Raw genomic sequence first — 17749 nt, forward strand, 5'->3', positions numbered from 1 at the left:
AACACATGCTCTATCCGTTAATCACTGGCGTATCAGCTATGCTATAACGCAGACCATGAGTTCAATGCCTGCCAGATTAAACGCAGTGCCAAGAGCGTCAACAAAATATTAAATATCTGCGCAAAACGCTGATCTGACGTTTTCAGCAGTACCTTAAGGCCCAGCTTAGTCCCGACTACACCCGCCAGTACCATCGCTAAAGCCAGTCCGAGCCATTCATGAAAGACAAAACCTGCGGCGCTATACACCAAGGCTTTCGGTGCATGCTGCAGCGTCATCGCTGCGGCAAAGGTTGCTACTGTCGCTTGTCGATCGCCCTGCTGTTGCCGTTTAATAAACGCAGCCACCAACGGCCCAGTGGCACCCACAAAATGACTTAATAAGGTGGTGATTATCGCCGCCACAAAAGTACCTAACGCGCGCGTGGCGACTTGCGGCACCGGCGGCCCCCAGCACAGCAAGAGAATAAATCCAGCAATACTCAACTGCAGCAACCAAGACGGCAGCTCTATCAGCAAAACACTGGCTAATAGCGCGCCAACCAAGACACCTGGGGCAAACCAATACAAAGAAGACCAACGGATATGCGGCGCAGTAAAAACCGCACGGTTCGCATTCGAGCCCAGCTGCACCAAGCCATGTAACGGAATCACTGCCGCGGCAGGCAGCAGCATACTGAGAATTGCCAGCAGCAACACACCACCGCCAATCCCCAGTGCCGCAGTCATCGCCGACGTCAGAGCGGCCATGGCAATCAACACCAGTACCGCCCAAACGGGCAGCCCAGCCGGCACAAACCACTCGAGCACCGCCTCCATCAACCACTCCTCGCTATCACCTACACCATCAACTCTTCAGCAGGCGCCTTAGTGTTTATCGTTGTGAAAAGCCTTATCGGCCTCAGCAAAACGTGTGATCATCGCTGTACTGGGGCCCTTACCCAAGATACTGACCCAATAAATCGCTAGCGTGGCAAAAACGAAGCCGGGAATGATTTCATACAAATCAATGCCACTGTATTGCTTCCACAGCACCACAGTAAAGGCACCGACCAACATACCAGCCAGCGCACCATTGCGTGTCATTCCGCGCCACGTTACCGAAAGCAAGACCACAGGCCCAAACGCAGCGCCAAAGCCTGCCCATGCATAGGACACCAGATCCAATACTTTACTGTTCTGATCTGAAGCTAAATAAATCGCCAATAACGCGATCAACAATACCATTGAGCGCCCCACCCAAACCAACTCTTGCTGCGAAGCATTTTTACGCAGAAAACCTTTATAAAAATCTTCAGTAATGGCACTGGAACTCACCAACAACTGACAGCTTAAGGTACTCATCACTGCAGCCAAGACACCGGCCAAAATAACCCCAGCGACCCATGGATTAAACAATAACTTAGCCAACTCCATAAACACTCGCTCGCTATTACCCTCCACCGCACTGGCCAGCTCTGGATGCTGAGCAAAATAGGCTATACCAAAGAAACCCACTGCCACCGCACCGCCTAAGGTGAGAATCATCCACGCGATACTGATCCGGCGTGCATTCGGAATACTCGCCGATGATTTTGCTGCCATAAAGCGCACGAGGATATGCGGCTGACCAAAGTAACCTAAGCCCCAACCCAGTAACGAGATAATTGCCATAAACGATAAGCCATGGAACATATTAAAGGCAGCCGGATTAACCCGCTCAATCGTCTCCAGTGCCGCACCCATATCACCCAGCGCCAGAATCACAAAGATCGGCGTAATCAGCAGTGCAAAAATCATCAAGGTCGCCTGCACGGTATCGGTCCAACTCACCGCCAAGAAGCCACCAATAAACACATACAAAACGGTTGCCGCCGCACCAACCCATAGCGCAACGTCATAATCCAAAGCAAAGGTGCTTTCAAATAAGCGTGCTGCAGCGACCACACCTGAGGCGCAATACAGGGTGAAGAACAGCAAAATAATCGCGGCTGAAATAATCCGCAAAAGACGGCTGTTATCTTCAAAGCGATGGGTAAAGTAATCCGGCAAGGTTAAGGCATTATTATTGTATTCAGTGTGTACGCGCAGACGACCGGCGACAAATAACCAGTTAATCCACGCACCAATGACCAAACCAATGGCAATCCAGCTCTCGGATAGACCGGCAACAAAAATCGCACCGGGTAACCCCATCAACAACCAGCCACTCATATCTGACGCACCCGCTGACATTGCGGTAACAAAGCTACCCAGACTGCGGCCACCTAAAATATAGTCAGAAAAGTTCTTAGTGGAACGCCAAGCCCAGAGGCCAATGCCCAACATTACTGCGATGTAGACTGCAAATGTCACCAGTGTTGGTGTTGATACACCCATAAAAACCGCCCTCAGTATGCGCCATACCGCACAATATTTGCCTTTAAACAGCAAGGTTATGCAGCGGCTTCACTTAGTTATAAAATAAAAAGGCGCAGTTTAACGTGTTAAAGCTGATTATGGCAGAGGCGCGAGTGATGACTGAATAATCTGCTGTCGAGCGCAGTCAATATGTCCGTCTTTTAAGCACAGGGTCTCATCGGAAAAAGCCTTTACATCATCCACATCGTGAGTAATTAAAATCAGTGGCACGGCCAAACGCTCTTGTAATTCACGCAGTTCTTTACGCATATGAATACGCAAATCAGGATCCAATGCAGAAAAAGGCTCATCCAACAATAAGGCTCGCGGCTGAGTCACCAAAGCGCGAGCTAAAGCAGTGCGCTGACGTTGCCCACCAGAAAGCTCATGCGGCTTTTGCTCTTGCACCGATTCTAAGCCAAAATTTTCCAACCAATAATCGACAGTCTCACTGGCCATTTGCGGGCGCGGATTAAACAGGCCACGGCGTAAGCCAAAGGCAATATTCTGGCGTACGTTCAGATGCGGAAACAAAGCATAGTTTTGAAATAAAAAAGCCACTTGGCGTTGCTGCGCCGTTAAGTTGATCCCTTGCTGCTGATCAAACAAGGTGCGTCCTGCCAGTTTTAAATAGCCACTGTCGGGCGTCAGCAAGCCAGCGATCATCTGCAGCAGCAAACTCTTACCAGACCCAGAGGGCCCAAGAATCACTAGACGATTGCCGTGTGAAACATAATTTAGCTGCAGGTGAAACTCACGCTGACCTGAACGCATGGTTTTGCTGATATCTAAATCCAATAACATGCGCTTACCTTCTCCGCTCAGCCACGCGCCCTGGGGCTAAGCGGCTGGCCGTTAATAACACCACAACACAGACCACTGAGGTGATCAGCACCAACATATTGGCGGTGTCATCCTTACCGGCCTGCACTGCTTCATACACCGCAATCGATAGCGTTTGGGTTTTCCCTGGAATACTGCCAGCCACCATTAAAGTTGCCCCGAACTCACCCAGAGCTCGCGCAAAAGCCAGCAAAACACCTGCCAAAATACCGCGCCAAGCCAGTGGTAAAGTGACTCGAAAGAAAATACTAATCTCCGACACTCCCAGCACACGTGCAGCTTGCTCTAACTCGGCATCGACCGATTCAAAAGCAGCACGCGCCGGCTTAAACACCAATGGAAAAGCGACAACTGTTGCGGCAATGACGGCCCCCTGCCAGGTAAAAATCAGATTGATGCCAAAGCTCTCGTACAACCATGAACCAAAGGCGCTTCTACGTCCGACTAAGACCAGTAAGTAGTAACCCAATACCGTTGGCGGCATCACCATCGGCAAAGTCAGTAAGGTATCCAGTAAGTCACGACCAAAGAAACGTGTACGCGCTAAAAAATAGCCGACGCTAATGCCCAGCACAATATTCAAAACCGTCGCCCAACCTGCCACTTTAAGTGACAGGCTCAAGGCAATCCAAACCGCATCCATTATCGGCAGTGCCTCTTAAGGCTGACTAAAACCATAGCCCTTAAGCACCGCTTGGCTTTGCTGATTAAGAACAAAATCAATAAATTGTTGGCTGACCGCTTTTGCGCTGCCTTCGGCAGTGACCGCAATCGGATAACTGACGACAATGTTTAACGGAACAGTAAACTGCACTTTGACTTTATCCGCCATAATCGCAGCATCAGTGGCGTAAACAAAGCCGGCATCGACCTCATCACGCGCGACATAATCTAATGATTGACGGACGTTTTGCGTGTTAATCATTTTATCAGCCAGCACAGCCCATAAATTGCTATCTAGCAACGCTTGCTTGCTGTATCGCCCGACCGGCACGCTTTCCGGATTACTGATCGCCAGACGCTGCAAGGCTGTTTGCTGTAAGTCCTCTACTGCTTTTAACTCTAGCGTACTGTCGACTGGGGTAATCACCACTAAAGTGTTACGCACAAAATCTTTGCGACTGGCCTCATTGAGCAGACCTTGAGTCTGCGCTTTATCCATGGTTTCTTGGTCTGCTGAAGCAAACACATCAACTGGAGCACCCTTGGCAATTTGCTGGAGCAACTCACCCGAGCCGGCAAAGTTAAGCAGTACTTTATGCTCAGGATATTCAGCCTCAAAGTTTAGCGCTATATCCTTAAAAGCATTGGTCAAGCTGGCGGCAGCCGACACGGTCACCTCAGCCGAAAAGACGCTGATTGAGGTCGTAAGTACTGCCACAGTCACTAGGTTCTTCAAAGCCATTTTCAACATAATGCACCCTATACAGTTAATAGCGTTATATACAGAAAACTATAGCGCTTTATAACTGATTTTAATAGCTAAACCTTAAGTCTGCAGCAACCCCCGACTCGCGATGAGGATGCTAATTAAGCAGGCTCGAAAAAGGCCAGTAACGTAAGTATTGCCCCTCGACGCAAGTGGTATTTTCAGGGATTTCTAATAAGCCATGTGCTTGTGCGGCGCTGCGTAATATACCTGAGCATTGATTGTCATATTTTTCAGCCCGGCCATCCACCAACCAGACGCGCACAAACTCACGCCGTACACCGGCGACTGGCATGGCAAAATTAACCGGCACATTAAAACTCTGCACCGCTGTATCAACAACGCCCATCCGCTTTAAAATATAAGGGCGCGCCAGCATCACGAAAGTCACTAAACTTGAGGTTGGATTACCCGGCAAGCCAATCACAGGCGTGTCTTTGTAACGACCAAACGTCAGTGGTTTACCAGGTTTAAGCGCCAATTTCCAAAACTCAAGCTGGCCCTCTTCACGAAGAATTTGGCCAAGATAGTCTGCTTCGCCGACTGACACACCGCCGCTGCTGATCAATAAATCTACGTCGTGTAATTGTTCTAAGCGCTGACGCGTTTGCTCTGCGTCATCAGGCAAAATACCCATATCCACCACGGTGCAGCCCAAGCGTTGCAAACACTGTGAGAGCATGGTGCGATTACTGTTATAAATCTGCCCCAACGCCAGCGGCTGACCCGGCTCAATCAGTTCATCACCGGTAGAAAGCACCGCAACTCGCAGTCGTCGACGCACTTTCACTTTCGCACAACCCAAGGACGCCGCCATCGCTAACTCGATCGGCCCTAAGCGAATACCGACTGGCAACATTTCATCGCCAGGCAGTGCTTCTTGACCTTTAGGTCGGACAAACTTAGCACTAGGCACCGCTTGCAAGAAGCGCACAGAACCATTCTCTAGCACTTGCGTGTTTTCTTGCATTTCTACCGCATCCGCGCCTTCAGGGAGTGGTGCTCCGGTAAAAATACGTGCACAGGTTCCGAGCGCCAGCGGCTGTGGCGTATGACCGGCAAAGATTTTCTGACTGACCGGCAACACCTGCCCCGCCTCTACCTCAGCACTGCGTAGCGCATAACCATCCATCGAGCTGTTGGGCCATGGCGGCATCGCAAACTGAGCCTGTAACGGCTCAGCTAAGACGCGATTATGGGCAACATCTAACGTCACATCTTCGCTGTCTAGGCACGCTGCCGACTGCGCCTGCTCCAGCAGGATCTGCAGCGCAGCATCGACATTCAATAAGCTCATTTAACTGCGTCCTGTGCAAGCCGTTTTCTGTCCCAAGTGCGCTACAAAGTTACAAGGCTTATGGGTCGCATCCAACTGGTCTGACAAAATGCCTTGCCACGCCGTACGACAGGCATTGGTCGATCCCGGCATACAGCAAATCAGGGTGTTATTGGATAAACCTGCTAAGGCTCTAGACTGAATTGTCGAAGAACCTATTTCGGTGTATGAAATCTGTCGAAATAACTCGCCAAAGCCTTCAACAGTCCGATCAAACAAGCAACTGACAGCTTCGGGGGTACTATCGCGCTCGGTAAAGCCTGTGCCACCGGTAATCAAAACAACCTGAATAGTATCACTGGCAATCCAGTTCGCCACCTGCGCACGGATTTGATATAGGTTATCCTTGAGAATCAAACGTTCAACAACGCTATGACCGGCACTGATCAATTGATCAAATAAGTATTGTCCGGACGTGTCGGTTTCAGCTGTACGTGTGTCACTGACAGTTAATACAGCGACATTTAAAGGAACAAATTGACTGCTAACGTGGCTCATACGATGTCCTATGTTGGTAAATTTATGCCAAGATATACCACAAAATACGCAAGCAAATGAGTTTTGTATGGCTAAATACCCCTTATTGTCCAACTGTTCAATTGTCTTGCTGGCCGGTGGTCGTGGGCAACGTATGGGCGGTCAAGATAAAGGCTGGGTGAATTGGCAGGGTCAGGCATTGATTGAACACATGCAGCATGTTGTGCGGCCCCTGACCGATGATTTAATTATCTCCTGCAATCGTAACCATCAGCGCTACCAGCGTTTGGCCGACCAAATCGTCAGCGATACTAATCTTGATTTTGCCGGACCTTTAGCCGGTATCCTCAGCGCCCTAGAGGTCGCACGTCATCCCTACTTGCTGGTACTCCCTTGTGATGCGCCACGTATTGATCAAGCGCTATTAACTCAGCTCTATCAGCACGCTGGCGAATACCCAGTACTGTTGCAACATAAAGGCCATTGGCAGCCACTCTTCAGTCTTATTCCCTGTGCACAGCTGAAGAATTTGCAAGATTTGTGGGATGCTGGTGAGCGTAGCCCTAAACACGCTTTGTTAAAATTAAACCCTGTGGTCATTGACTGCCCTGATCATGAGCAACGCTTGGCTAATTTCAATGACCCCAGCGTCTTGCAACAACCGCTCTTAATAAAGGAAACACTATGCTGACTCACCTTGATGAGCAGGGGCGCGCCAATATGGTCGACGTCACCGATAAAGCCAATACCCAGCGCGAAGCCACCGCAGAAGCTTGGGTGCGTATGCTGCCCAGTACTTTGGCGATGATTGCCGACGGTCAGCACCCTAAAGGCGATGTCTTTGCGGTCGCACGGATTGCTGGTATTCAAGCCGCCAAGCGTACCCATGAGCTGATCCCCTTGTGCCACCCGCTACTGCTGACCAGTATTAAAGTACATTTAACCGCTCATGAGCCCGATCAAGTGCATATCACCGCAACCTGTAAACTGGCAGGGCAAACCGGTGTTGAGATGGAAGCTTTAACCGCGGCGAGCCTTGCCGCTTTAACTATCTACGATATGTGCAAAGCGGTTGATCGTGGTATGACGATTGAGCGTGTGCAGCTTTTAGAAAAACGAGGCGGCAAATCTGGCCATTACCAAAAAGACAACCTGAGCAATGGAGACCTATGATGCTGACCGTGCAATTTCTGGCCCGTTATCGTGAAGAATTGGGCTGCGAGTCAGAACAACTCGCGTGGCAAAACGAATGGCACAACATTGACCATGTCCGTCAGTTTTTAATTGCCCGTGGCGGCGTATGGTCGGTGTTAAGTGATCCTCGCATCATGTGCGCGCGCAACCAAGACGTCTGCTCGTTACAAGAGCCGCTGCAAGCCGGTGATGAACTGGCATTTTTTCCTATGGTTACAGGAGGTTAATGAGCATGAGCATTCGTGTGCAAAGCGCGCCGTTTGATCCAGGCGCTGAACTCAATGCGGTGCACGCGGGTGATCTAGGCGTGGGCGCGGTGGTCAGTTTTGTCGGTTATGTGCGTGACATCAATCAAGATGCGAGCATCGAACAACTCTTTCTTGAACACTATCCAGGGGTGACTGAAAAAGCCCTCACTAAAATCCGCGCTGAAGCCATGCAGCGTTGGCCACTTATCGATGCACATATTTTACATCGTGTCGGCCCGCTCTCATTGGCTGAACCCATTGTATTTGTCGCCACGTCCAGCATGCACCGTGAGGCGGCCTTTGCCGCCTGTGAGTTTATTATGGACTACCTAAAAACCCGTGCACCGTTTTGGAAAAAAGAACAAACGAGCAGCGGCTCACATTGGGTCGAAGGCCGTGATAGTGACCAACAGGCAGCCGCCCGCTGGAATACACCAGAAAAGGATACTGTCTAATGTCAGTTTGCGAGCAAGGCATCATGCACAGTATTGAGCAGGCGATTAATGCTTTAAAGGACACGCTCAAGGTACAAACCGCAACGCAAACACTCGCGCTACAAGCCGCTCATCAGCGTGTTTTGGCACGACCTGTCTTTGCCCAAATTGATGTTCCGCAATGGGATAATAGCGCGATGGATGGCTATGCCTTACGCGCTAACGATCTTATCCAGGCACACAGCAGTTTGCCTTTAGCCGGTCGTATTGCTGCCGGCGACCTGCCCGATCAACGCTTGCCAGCTGGCCAGTGTATGCATATTTTAACGGGCGCGCCGGTCCCCTCTGGCGCCGATAGTGTGGTTGCCCAAGAAGAGTGCGTCGTCAGTGCTGGGCATGTCCAGTTTAAGCACTGCAAAGCCGGTGACAATATTCGCCGTCGTGCTGAAGAAATCCAACAAGGGCAGCTTCTTCTGCCAGCAGGCACGCGACTGCGAGCACAAGAAATCGGCTTACTCGCCAGCCAAGGCTATGCCGAGATTGAGGTTTACAGACCACTGCGCATTGGTTTGATCAGCAGTGGTAATGAGCTGTGTGAGCTGGGTCAACCCCTACAGCCTGGACAAATCTACGACATCAACAGTTACAGCTTGGCAGCCCTCTGGCAAGGCTTAGGCTTTACAGTCACTCATTACCCCAGAATGCCTGATGATCTACCGCAGACCCGTGATTGCTTAGCCAAGGCGAGTGGCGAGCAAGATCTATTAATTAGCAGCGGTGGCGTCTCAGTCGGTGAAGAAGACCATATTAAAAATGCCGTCAGCTCCTTAGGACAACTCAACCTATGGCGCGTGGCTATCCAACCCGGTAAACCCTTGGCATTTGGTTGCATCGGCAACACCCCCTGGATTGGTTTACCGGGCAACCCTTCAGCCGCTCTGATCACTTCGTTAATCATTGCTCGCCCAGCATTATTAGCGGCTCAAGGTGTCACAGAGGCCAGCCCACAATGCTTATCTATCCCGGCTCTTTTTGACTGGAAAAAAGCCCGTCCACGCCAGCAATACCTCCATGCGCGTTTGGTTTTGCAAGAGAATGGCCAACTGCACGTCGACATTCACCCCAAACAAAGTTCAGCCATGCTCAGTGCGGCCAGCTGGGCGGATGGTTTGGTTGAGATTAAGCCGCAGCAGACGATTAAAACAGGGGACTGCGTGGCTTTTATAGCGTACTCAAGCCTTTTGAACTAAGCAAAACTGACTGACACACAATGCGGCGCTAAACTCAGAGCAAGGCTAGCGCTGCACTGTCACCACCTCGCACGCGCTAGCTATCCGCTGTACCTGAAAGCAGGTCTCACTGAAAGGTATAGAAATTCACAGCTCTATTTGCAGATTTGACCAAACTTATTGCAGCAGAGACAATGCTTAGCGCTATATAATTTGTAATATTGCGATTTTAGTAGCTACTGACTCTCCTTTTACATAAAGTTAGAGAACGTCTGACCGCAGAACTGAGCGAAAGGGTTTGCTAAAAAGCCAGCCAACACCGGCAAATAGTGACTGGGGAAGCTAGAATCGAGGTCGTTACAGTGCAGCACGCCGCCTCGCAACTTCTATAATAATTAATACGCGGAGTAAGCTCATGTCTTCAGCATTGATTGATGGCTTTGGTCGAAAAATAGATTACCTACGCTTATCGGTGACTGACAGGTGCGATTTTCGTTGCATCTATTGCATGGCTGAGGACATGACGTTTCTGCCACGCCAGCGCATCTTAACCCTTGAAGAAATTCATCGCTGCGCTGAATTATTTGTCGCCAATGGTGTGCGTAAAATCCGTCTGACGGGTGGTGAGCCTTTAACCCGCAAAGGTATTGTTGGTCTCTGTGAGAATATCAGCGCTATCCCTGGTTTAAACGAATTGGTCATGACCACCAATGGCTCACAACTGACCAAGTATGCACAGCCTCTTGCTGATGCTGGGGTTAAACGTTTGAATATCAGTTTAGATTCTCTGTGCCCTGAAAAATTTAAAGCGATGACCCGTGTGGGTGATCTACAGCAGGTGCTTAACGGTATTCAAGCCGCGCGCCAAGCTGGCTTTAAGCGCTTAAAAATCAACAGTGTGATCATTCAAGGTCACAATGATGATGAGATTCTTGCGCTGACGGATTACGCCATCGAGAACCAACTGGACATCACTTTTATTGAAGAAATGCCACTGGGTCATGTGGGTCGTTCACGCGATACGTCATTATTTAGCAGTGATCAAGTCCGTGACAATATCGCTGAACGTTATACCTTACTCGACAGCACCGAAAACAGCGGTGGTCCCGCTCGCTATATGCGTTTAAAAGACCATAGCGCAACACGAATTGGCTTTATCTCACCGCACTCAAATAACTTTTGCAGCACCTGTAACCGTGTTCGTATCACCGTGGAAGGTAAACTTTTACTCTGTCTAGGTAATGAGGACTCTCTAGATTTACTCGCTCTGCTACGCCGCTATCCACTCAGTGATGAGCCGGTACTGGCCAATATTCATCGTGCACTCAACAACAAGCCGGAAAAGCATCATTTTAGCAGTGATGGCGATGTACAAATTGTGCGTTTTATGAACGCTACCGGTGGTTAATGTGCAGCCTTATTTGATCCACAGTCTCTAGACGCCAAGTAGAGCTAGAGCATCTTACGATGATTTTCACCGACCAAAAAAACTTATCAATACGACAGTAGCTGTGTACAGCTGCGAATCACTTGCCTGAATCAGCGGCATAAAAAAAGCCGCACTAGGCGGCTTTTTTCAACACAACAGGCTTACGCTTGTGATGCTTGCTCAGCTTTGGCAGCAGCAACGTCTTTAATCGACAGTTTGATGCGACCACGGCTATCCACGTCCAGTACCAGCACGTCAACCATTTCGCCTTCAGTTAAGATGTCAGTGACTTTCTCAACGCGAGCATCGCTCAACATAGAGATGTGCACTAAGCCGTCTTTACCTGGCAGAATGTTAACGAACGCACCGAAATCAACAATACGCTCAACTTTACCGTTGTAAATTTTACCGATTTCAGCTTCTGCAGTGATGCTCAGGACACGCTGACGTGCAGCTTCTGCAGCTTCTTTGGTTGAACCAAAGATTTTGATTGAGCCGTCATCTTCGATATCAATTGACGCTTCTGTTTCTTCACAGATGGCGCGGATGGTGGCACCACCTTTACCAATCACATCACGGATCTTGTCTGAATCAATCTTCATCGCAATCATGGTCGGCGCATTGGCTGACAGTTCAGTGCGTGAAGTAGCTAGAACCTGATTCATCTGCTCAAGAATAGTGATACGTGCAGCATGGGCTTGGCTTAAAGCCAATTCCATAATTTCTTCAGTCACACCTTCGATTTTAATGTCCATTTGCAGTGCAGTGACGCCATTGGCAGTACCTGCTACTTTAAAGTCCATGTCACCAAGGTGGTCTTCATCACCGAGGATATCGGTTAGAACGGCAAATTTATCGCCTTCTTTAACCATACCCATCGCAATACCGGCCACCGGTGCTTTCATCGGTACACCAGCGTCCATCAGGGCTAACGAAGCACCACAGACTGAAGCCATTGAGCTTGAACCGTTCGATTCAGTGATCTCAGACACAACACGGATGGTGTACGGGAAATCATCAGCACTTGGCAACATTGCAGCAATACTGCGACGCGCTAAACGACCGTGACCGATTTCACGACGACCGGTTGCGCCCATACGACCGCACTCACCTACAGAGTAAGGAGGGAAGTTGTAGTGCAGCATAAATGGATCGCGTTTCTCGCCTTCTAGGGTATCCAAGAACTGCGCATCACGTGCGGTACCAAGAGTTGCAACCACTAACGCCTGTGTTTCACCACGGGTGAACAAGGCAGAACCGTGAGTTTTGTCCAGAACGCCAACTTCGATCGCCAAAGGACGAACAGTGCTGGTATCACGACCATCAATACGTGGCTTACCGTTAACGATATTCTCACGTACTGTGCGGTATTCGATTTCACCGAACGCTTCTTTAACAGCAGCAGCCGTTGGGCCTTCGCCTTCTACTTCACTGACTAAAGCAGCAATGGCTTGCTCGCGGATTGCACCCAGACTCGCATAGCGGTCTTGTTTAACGGTGATGGTGTAAGCGTCTGAAATAGCAGCGCCAAACTGATTGCGCACAGCCGCTAACAACTCAGTGTTTTCTGCTTTTGGCTGCCAATCCCAGCGCGGCTTACCTGCTTCTGCAGCGAGCTCTTTAATCGCTTGAATAACCACCTGGAACTCTTCGTGGGCAAATAATACCGCGCCCAACATTTGGTCTTCGCTCAGCTCTTGTGCTTCGGACTCAACCATTAACACGGCGTCTTTGGTACCGGCAACCACCATGTCTAAGCAAGAGACTGCTTGCTGCTCATAGGTTGGGTTAATCAAGTAGCCCGTTTCTGGGTGATAACCCACACGTGCGCAACCGATTGGGCCGTTGAATGGAATACCTGAAATAGCTAATGCAGCTGAAGTACCGATCATTGCCGCGATGTCTGGATCAGTTTTCTTGCTGGTTGAAACAACGGTACAAATCACTTGTACTTCGTTGCTGAAACCTGCTGGAAACAGTGGGCGGATCGGACGGTCGATCAGACGCGAAGTCAGGGTTTCTTTCTCAGATGGGCGTGCTTCACGCTTGAAGAAACCACCTGGAATTTTACCTGCTGCGTAGGTTTTTTCTTGGTAATGCACAGACAAAGGGAAAAAGTCTTTGCTTGGATCAGCTTTTTTAGCGCCGACGACTGTACACAGTACAGTGACATCATTGTTAACGCTGACTAATACAGCACCGCATGCTTGACGAGCAACGCGACCTGTTTCTAAAGTAATGGTGGATTCACCAAATTGAAACGTTTTAATAACCGGATTCACGGTATCTTCCTTCTCTAATGTGACCTTGGGGAAACTAGCAAGAGTTTGGGTATCGGCCCAACATACTCCTGAAATGCGAAAAGCTGGAAGCCCAAAGCACGGCGTAAATAAATTTACGCACAGCGCCCCAGACTCCCAGCTTCACGTTACAGCTTACGTCTTAACGACGTAGACCCAGACGACCAATCAAAGTCGTGTAACGGCCAAGATCTTTACCTTTGAGGTAATCAAGCAACTTACGACGCTGGTTAACCATACGGATTAAACCGCGACGTGAGTGGTGATCTTTTTTGTTGGCTTTGAAGTGACCTTGCAGCTTGTTAATGTTAAAGGTCAAGAGTGCAACTTGCACTTCTGGTGAACCTGTATCACTTTCAGCTTGCTTGTAGTCATTAATAATCTGGGCTTTGTCGTCGATGCTAAGTGCCATGTTGGGCTCCTAAAGTGAACAGGCCGGGATAATCCCGTGCAAAAAAAGAGGTATGACCGTGCCTGCCAACAGCCTACCTTGATGTTTTTTAGACGCATACATTAATGCAGCTAAAATAACTTGCTTATTGTGACCGAATTAGGCGCTTGGGTGCAACCATTCCATCATCATCTATCTCGCCTACACCAATAAATTCATCATTATGGTTGTAAACTCGCACTAGACCCTCTAAAGGTGCTTTTTGTGCGCGGACCGGCTGGCCATTTAACCAGAAGAAACTGCTGTTCTCGGTCAAATAAACAATCGGCCAATCCTGCAAACCACTGTCGACAGCGATCATATAGGCATCAAGAGCTTCAGCGCCGCCTTCTTCATGCACGCGCTCAAGTTCTTCTAAGGTCACCGCATGAGTTAAATCAAAGGGACCGGCTTCAGTACGCCGCAACTGCGCCACATGCGCGCCACAGCCAAGCACCGCACCAATATCTTCAACCAAGCTGCGAATATAGGTGCCTTTACTGCAGGCCACTAAAATACGTGCTTGCGTCCCTTCACAGGACAACAACTCTAAACGACTGATCGTCACCGTGCGCGCCGGACGATCTACCGTAATACCGGCACGGGCCAGTTTATACAGTGGCTGACCATCTTTTTTCAGCGCTGAAAACATGGGCGGCACTTGCTCAATCACGCCACGAAACTGCGGCAACAGCGCTTCAATATCTGCAGCGCTGACATTCACCTCTTTGGTTTCCAGCACTTCGCCTTCAGCATCCGCAGTATTGGTGGTAACACCCAACTGCATGGTTGCCTCATAGACTTTATCGGCGTCTAAAAGATAACGCGAAAACTTCGTCGCTTCACCAAAACACAATGGCAACACGCCAGTGGCTAACGGATCAAGACTGCCGGTGTGGCCACCCTTATCGGCATTCAACAGCCAGCGCACTTTTTGCAAAGCACCATTGGAGCTAAAACCATAAGGCTTATCAAAAATAATAATGCCGCTAACACTGCGACGCTTACGTTTAACCTGCTGCACCACGCTGTTACTCTCCGCTCGGATCAATGTTGCGCTGATCTTCAGTCACGGCTTGTTCGATCAAGGCTGACAACAACGCGCCACGGGTAATGCTGGCATCATAATGGAAGTGCAATGCTGGTACGCTACGTAGCTTCATTGCTTTACCCAATAGCATTCTTAGATAACCAGCAGTGTCATTCAACACATCGAGGTTTTCTTTAATCACTTCAGCAGAGTTTTCACCCATGATGGTGATAAAAACTTTGGCATGACCCACATCACGGCTGACATCAACACCGGTAATGGTGACAAAACCTAAACGTGGATCTCTTACTTCTTGCGGGATCAAGATCGCCAGCTCACGCTGAATCTGATCGCCAATGCGTTGGGTACGACTGTACTGTTTCGCCATGGTATTCACCTTGTGCTGCGTTAAGCAGCTTTTATTCTGATCCATATAAGCAGCAAACGGCAAGCTCAATTGGCCGGATTAAAGTCCTGACCAATTGCACTTGCCGTTGCCTATACGACTATGAATTACAGAGTACGTGCGACCTGGACTTTCTCGAACACTTCGATTTTGTCACCTGGTTTCACATCATTGTAACTCTTCACACCAATACCACATTCCATACCGGCGCGCACTTCGCTGACGTCATCTTTAAAGCGGCGTAGAGATTCGAGCTCGCCTTCAAAGATCACTACGTCATCACGCAAGACACGGATCGGACGGTTACGGTGGACGTGACCTTCAGTCACCATACAACCTGCAACAGCACCCAGCTTAGGTGAGCGGAAGACTTCACGTACTTCAGCAATACCTAAGATGTTCTCACGAACATCACTGCCCAACATACCAGAAAGCGCTTTTTTGACGTCTTCGATAATGTCGTAAATGATGTTGTAGTAACGCATGTCGAGACCTTCTTGCTCAACGATTTTACGCGCACCAGCATCGGCACGTACGTTGAAACCAAAGATCACCGCATGTGATGCTAAAGCAAGGTTGGCATCACTTTCGTTAATACCACCGACACCACCAGCCACTACGCATACTTCAACTTCATCGTTACCTAAGTCAGATAATGAACCGCGTAACGCTTCAAGCGTACCGCGCACGTCTGCTTTAATAACGATATTGAGTACTTTCTTCTCTTCCTGGCCCATATTCTCGAAGATATTTTCGAGTTTACCAGCATGTGCACGCGCTAATTTAACTTCGCGGAACTTGCCTTGGCGGAACAGAGCGACTTCACGCGCTTTGCGCTCATCGACGACTACTGTGACTTCGTCACCGGCTTCTGGTGTGCCATCAAGACCTAAAATCTCAACAGGGATAGATGGACCCGCTTCTTTAATCGGCAGACCATTCTCATCCATCATGGCGCGAACGCGGCCAAAGTTAACACCCACCAAGACCATATCGCCTTGACGCAAGGTACCGTTTTGTACCAGTACTGACGCCACAGGACCACGGCCTTTATCAAGGCGTGATTCAATTACCACACCGCGACCTGAGGCCGAAGGTGTCGCGCTGAGTTCAAGAACTTCAGCTTGCAGCAAGACTGATTCCAGCAAGGTATCAATACCTGTACCGACTTTCGCAGACACGTGGACAAACTGCGTATCACCGCCCCACTCTTCTGGCGTCACACCATGCACAGCTAGATCATTTTTAATGCGATCTGGATCAGCGTCTGGCTTATCAATTTTGTTCACAGCAATGATCAATGGTACGCCAGCTGCTTTAGCATGCTGAATACCTTCAATCGTTTGCGGCATCACGCCATCATCAGCTGCAACCACTAGGATCACGATATCAGTCGCCTTGGCACCACGAGCACGCATTGCAGTAAACGCAGCGTGGCCTGGGGTATCAAGGAAAGTGATCATGCCACCTTCGGTTTTAACGTGATAAGCACCGATATGCTGAGTGATACCACCGGCTTCACCGGTCGCCACTTTGGCACGACGAATATAGTCAAGCAGCGAGGTTTTACCGTGGTCAACGTGACCCATAACGGTCACAACTGGCGCACGATGGAAGGTTTCGCCGTCAATTTTCAATGACTCAGCGAATCGCTCTTCCAATACGTTATCGCTGACACGACTGACGCGGTGACCCAACTCTTCTGCAATTAAGACTGCAGTATCTTGGTCAAGCACTTGGTTAATGGTGACCGGTGAGCCAAGTTTAAACATAAACTTAACCACTTCGACGCCTTTAACCGACATTTGTGCGGCGAGCTCAGCAACGCTAATGGTTTCACCAATATGTACATCACGTACCACTGGGCCGGCTGGGCTATGAAAACCATGCTGATTAGAACGCTTCTTACCCTTGCCACGATTACGACCACCGCGACGCGCTTGATCATCATCATCACGGCCCGTTTTGCCTTTAGCGGCTGGACGTGGTGCGGCTGTTTTACGCTCGCGACGATCATCTTCGTCAGCACGTTTAACCGGGCGACGTACTTCGTCTTTTTTGCGATCAGGTGCAGGCGCAACCGCATCCACAACAGGCAAAGTAATATCTGCCGGTGGCAAGCTTGGCTCAACCGCAGCAGGTGCTACTGCAGCGACGGCTGGCTTTTCAGCGACAGGCGCAACAACTGGTGCTGGCTTCGCTTTTTCTTGCTCAGCTTCTTTGGCTTTTTGCGCAGCTTTTAGCTTAGCCAGATCTTGTTGCTTTTCAGCTTCAATTTCTTCGGCACTACGCTGCACAAAGGTTTTCTTCTTACGAACTTCAACACTAATGGTTTTACTGCCTGGGGCGCGTAAAGTTGTCGTGGTTTTACGTTGTAAGGTAATTTTCTTAGAACCTTCAGCTTTTGTACCGCTGCCTTTCTCTAAGAAAGTTAACAGTGTTTGTTTTTCAGTTTCACTGACTTTTTGGTCTGCACTAGTGTGTACCAGACCGGCCTCATGCATTTGTTGCAATAGGCTTTCTACTGGCGTATTCACTACTTTAGCCAGTTCTTTAACCGTGACTTGCGTCATGAACTTCTCTCCT

18 protein-coding genes are annotated in these 17749 nt (G+C 49.4%); 6 read left to right on the forward strand and 12 right to left on the reverse strand.

Features of this window, described 5'->3' with window-relative positions; genetic code table 11:
• Positions 1–41: 41 nt before the first annotated feature.
• The 7 genes from JYJ62_RS04345 to moaB all read right to left on the reverse strand — a co-directional run bounded on the left by JYJ62_RS04345 (position 42) and on the right by moaB (position 6484).
• A complete protein-coding gene (locus tag JYJ62_RS04345) occupies positions 42–818 on the reverse strand; it encodes a sulfite exporter TauE/SafE family protein (RefSeq protein WP_205340981.1) in 777 nt (258 codons plus the stop codon).
• A gap of 48 nt (positions 819–866) precedes the next feature.
• Positions 867–2357 (reverse strand): sodium/proline symporter PutP, encoded by a 1491-nt coding sequence (putP, locus tag JYJ62_RS04350; protein ID WP_205340982.1) that lies wholly within the window; start codon positions 2355–2357, stop codon positions 867–869.
• Positions 2358–2474: 117 nt separating this feature from the next.
• Positions 2475–3182 carry a sulfate/molybdate ABC transporter ATP-binding protein gene (locus JYJ62_RS04355; RefSeq protein WP_205340983.1) on the reverse strand — a complete coding sequence of 236 codons (708 nt, stop codon included), beginning with the start codon at positions 3180–3182 and terminating at the stop codon, positions 2475–2477.
• A gap of 4 nt (positions 3183–3186) precedes the next feature.
• Entirely contained in the window at positions 3187–3864 is a 678-nt protein-coding gene (gene modB, locus JYJ62_RS04360; protein WP_205340984.1) for a molybdate ABC transporter permease subunit, read from the reverse strand.
• A 15-nt stretch (positions 3865–3879) separates the two neighbouring features.
• A complete protein-coding gene (gene modA, locus JYJ62_RS04365) occupies positions 3880–4635 on the reverse strand; it encodes a molybdate ABC transporter substrate-binding protein (RefSeq protein ID WP_232365713.1) in 756 nt (251 codons plus the stop codon).
• Between the two features lie 112 nt (positions 4636–4747).
• Positions 4748–5947, reverse strand: coding sequence for a gephyrin-like molybdotransferase Glp (gene glp, locus JYJ62_RS04370; RefSeq protein WP_205340985.1), 1200 nt, complete (start codon positions 5945–5947; stop codon positions 4748–4750).
• Complete coding sequence (moaB, locus tag JYJ62_RS04375) at positions 5948–6484, reverse strand: molybdenum cofactor biosynthesis protein B (protein WP_205340986.1); 537 nt, start codon at positions 6482–6484, stop codon at positions 5948–5950.
• A gap of 67 nt (positions 6485–6551) precedes the next feature.
• Between moaB and mobA the strand changes: the two genes are divergently transcribed.
• From mobA to moaA, 6 genes are all read left to right on the forward strand, one after another.
• On the forward strand, positions 6552–7154 hold the full coding sequence (mobA, locus tag JYJ62_RS04380) for a molybdenum cofactor guanylyltransferase MobA (RefSeq protein WP_205340987.1): 603 nt from the start codon (positions 6552–6554) through the stop codon (positions 7152–7154).
• The gene (gene moaC / locus JYJ62_RS04385) at positions 7148–7636 is read left to right on the forward strand and encodes a cyclic pyranopterin monophosphate synthase MoaC (RefSeq protein ID WP_205340988.1); all 489 of its coding nucleotides are present in this window, start codon (positions 7148–7150) and stop codon (positions 7634–7636) included. Before mobA ends, moaC begins: the two co-directional genes overlap by 7 nt.
• Positions 7633–7884 carry a MoaD/ThiS family protein gene (locus JYJ62_RS04390; RefSeq protein WP_420042817.1) on the forward strand — a complete coding sequence of 84 codons (252 nt, stop codon included), beginning with the start codon at positions 7633–7635 and terminating at the stop codon, positions 7882–7884. The genes moaC and JYJ62_RS04390 overlap by 4 nt, the downstream gene beginning before the upstream one ends.
• A gap of 5 nt (positions 7885–7889) precedes the next feature.
• Positions 7890–8360, forward strand: coding sequence for a molybdenum cofactor biosynthesis protein MoaE (locus JYJ62_RS04395; RefSeq protein ID WP_205340989.1), 471 nt, complete (start codon positions 7890–7892; stop codon positions 8358–8360).
• On the forward strand, positions 8360–9589 hold the full coding sequence (gene glp / locus JYJ62_RS04400; RefSeq protein WP_205340990.1) for a gephyrin-like molybdotransferase Glp: 1230 nt from the start codon (positions 8360–8362) through the stop codon (positions 9587–9589). Before JYJ62_RS04395 ends, glp (JYJ62_RS04400) begins: the two co-directional genes overlap by 1 nt.
• Before the next feature lie 394 nt (positions 9590–9983).
• The gene (moaA, locus tag JYJ62_RS04405) at positions 9984–10976 is read left to right on the forward strand and encodes a GTP 3',8-cyclase MoaA (protein WP_205340991.1); all 993 of its coding nucleotides are present in this window, start codon (positions 9984–9986) and stop codon (positions 10974–10976) included.
• A 182-nt stretch (positions 10977–11158) separates the two neighbouring features.
• On the opposite strand, the gene pnp is transcribed toward moaA, so the two are convergent.
• The 5 genes from pnp to infB form a co-directional block, all read right to left on the reverse strand.
• Complete coding sequence (gene pnp, locus JYJ62_RS04410) at positions 11159–13279, reverse strand: polyribonucleotide nucleotidyltransferase (protein WP_205340992.1); 2121 nt, start codon at positions 13277–13279, stop codon at positions 11159–11161.
• Positions 13280–13439: 160 nt separating this feature from the next.
• Positions 13440–13709 (reverse strand): 30S ribosomal protein S15, encoded by a 270-nt coding sequence (gene rpsO / locus JYJ62_RS04415; RefSeq protein ID WP_205340993.1) that lies wholly within the window; start codon positions 13707–13709, stop codon positions 13440–13442.
• A gap of 124 nt (positions 13710–13833) precedes the next feature.
• Positions 13834–14751 carry a tRNA pseudouridine(55) synthase TruB gene (gene truB / locus JYJ62_RS04420; RefSeq protein WP_205340994.1) on the reverse strand — a complete coding sequence of 306 codons (918 nt, stop codon included), beginning with the start codon at positions 14749–14751 and terminating at the stop codon, positions 13834–13836.
• A 7-nt stretch (positions 14752–14758) separates the two neighbouring features.
• Positions 14759–15145 (reverse strand): 30S ribosome-binding factor RbfA, encoded by a 387-nt coding sequence (gene rbfA, locus JYJ62_RS04425; protein WP_205340995.1) that lies wholly within the window; start codon positions 15143–15145, stop codon positions 14759–14761.
• Positions 15146–15270: 125 nt separating this feature from the next.
• A complete protein-coding gene (gene infB, locus JYJ62_RS04430) occupies positions 15271–17736 on the reverse strand; it encodes a translation initiation factor IF-2 (protein ID WP_205340996.1) in 2466 nt (821 codons plus the stop codon).
• Positions 17737–17749 lie beyond the last annotated feature (13 nt).

The sequence above is a fragment of the Denitrificimonas caeni genome (assembly GCF_905120345.1).
In the GTDB taxonomy this organism is placed as follows: domain Bacteria; phylum Pseudomonadota; class Gammaproteobacteria; order Pseudomonadales; family Pseudomonadaceae; genus Denitrificimonas; species Denitrificimonas caeni_A.

Excerpts from the sequence above, each read along its gene's own strand:
- infB (WP_205340996.1), bottom strand. The coding sequence starts at position 17,736 with ATGACGCAAGTCACGGTTAAAGAACTGGCTAAAGTAGTGAATACGCCA.
- putP (WP_205340982.1), bottom strand. The coding sequence starts at position 2,357 with ATGGGTGTATCAACACCAACACTGGTGACATTTGCAGTCTACATCGCA.
- moaC (WP_205340988.1), top strand. The coding sequence starts at position 7,148 with ATGCTGACTCACCTTGATGAGCAGGGGCGCGCCAATATGGTCGACGTC.
- moaB (WP_205340986.1), bottom strand. The coding sequence starts at position 6,484 with ATGAGCCACGTTAGCAGTCAATTTGTTCCTTTAAATGTCGCTGTATTA.
- modA (WP_232365713.1), bottom strand. The coding sequence starts at position 4,635 with ATGTTGAAAATGGCTTTGAAGAACCTAGTGACTGTGGCAGTACTTACG.
- JYJ62_RS04390 (WP_420042817.1), top strand. The coding sequence starts at position 7,633 with ATGATGCTGACCGTGCAATTTCTGGCCCGTTATCGTGAAGAATTGGGC.
- JYJ62_RS04395 (WP_205340989.1), top strand. The coding sequence starts at position 7,890 with ATGAGCATTCGTGTGCAAAGCGCGCCGTTTGATCCAGGCGCTGAACTC.
- moaA (WP_205340991.1), top strand. The coding sequence starts at position 9,984 with ATGTCTTCAGCATTGATTGATGGCTTTGGTCGAAAAATAGATTACCTA.
- JYJ62_RS04355 (WP_205340983.1), bottom strand. The coding sequence starts at position 3,182 with ATGTTATTGGATTTAGATATCAGCAAAACCATGCGTTCAGGTCAGCGT.
- glp (WP_205340990.1), top strand. The coding sequence starts at position 8,360 with ATGTCAGTTTGCGAGCAAGGCATCATGCACAGTATTGAGCAGGCGATT.
- glp (WP_205340985.1), bottom strand. The coding sequence starts at position 5,947 with ATGAGCTTATTGAATGTCGATGCTGCGCTGCAGATCCTGCTGGAGCAG.
- mobA (WP_205340987.1), top strand. The coding sequence starts at position 6,552 with ATGGCTAAATACCCCTTATTGTCCAACTGTTCAATTGTCTTGCTGGCC.
- modB (WP_205340984.1), bottom strand. The coding sequence starts at position 3,864 with ATGGATGCGGTTTGGATTGCCTTGAGCCTGTCACTTAAAGTGGCAGGT.
- rpsO (WP_205340993.1), bottom strand. The coding sequence starts at position 13,709 with ATGGCACTTAGCATCGACGACAAAGCCCAGATTATTAATGACTACAAG.
- rbfA (WP_205340995.1), bottom strand. The coding sequence starts at position 15,145 with ATGGCGAAACAGTACAGTCGTACCCAACGCATTGGCGATCAGATTCAG.
- JYJ62_RS04345 (WP_205340981.1), bottom strand. The coding sequence starts at position 818 with ATGGAGGCGGTGCTCGAGTGGTTTGTGCCGGCTGGGCTGCCCGTTTGG.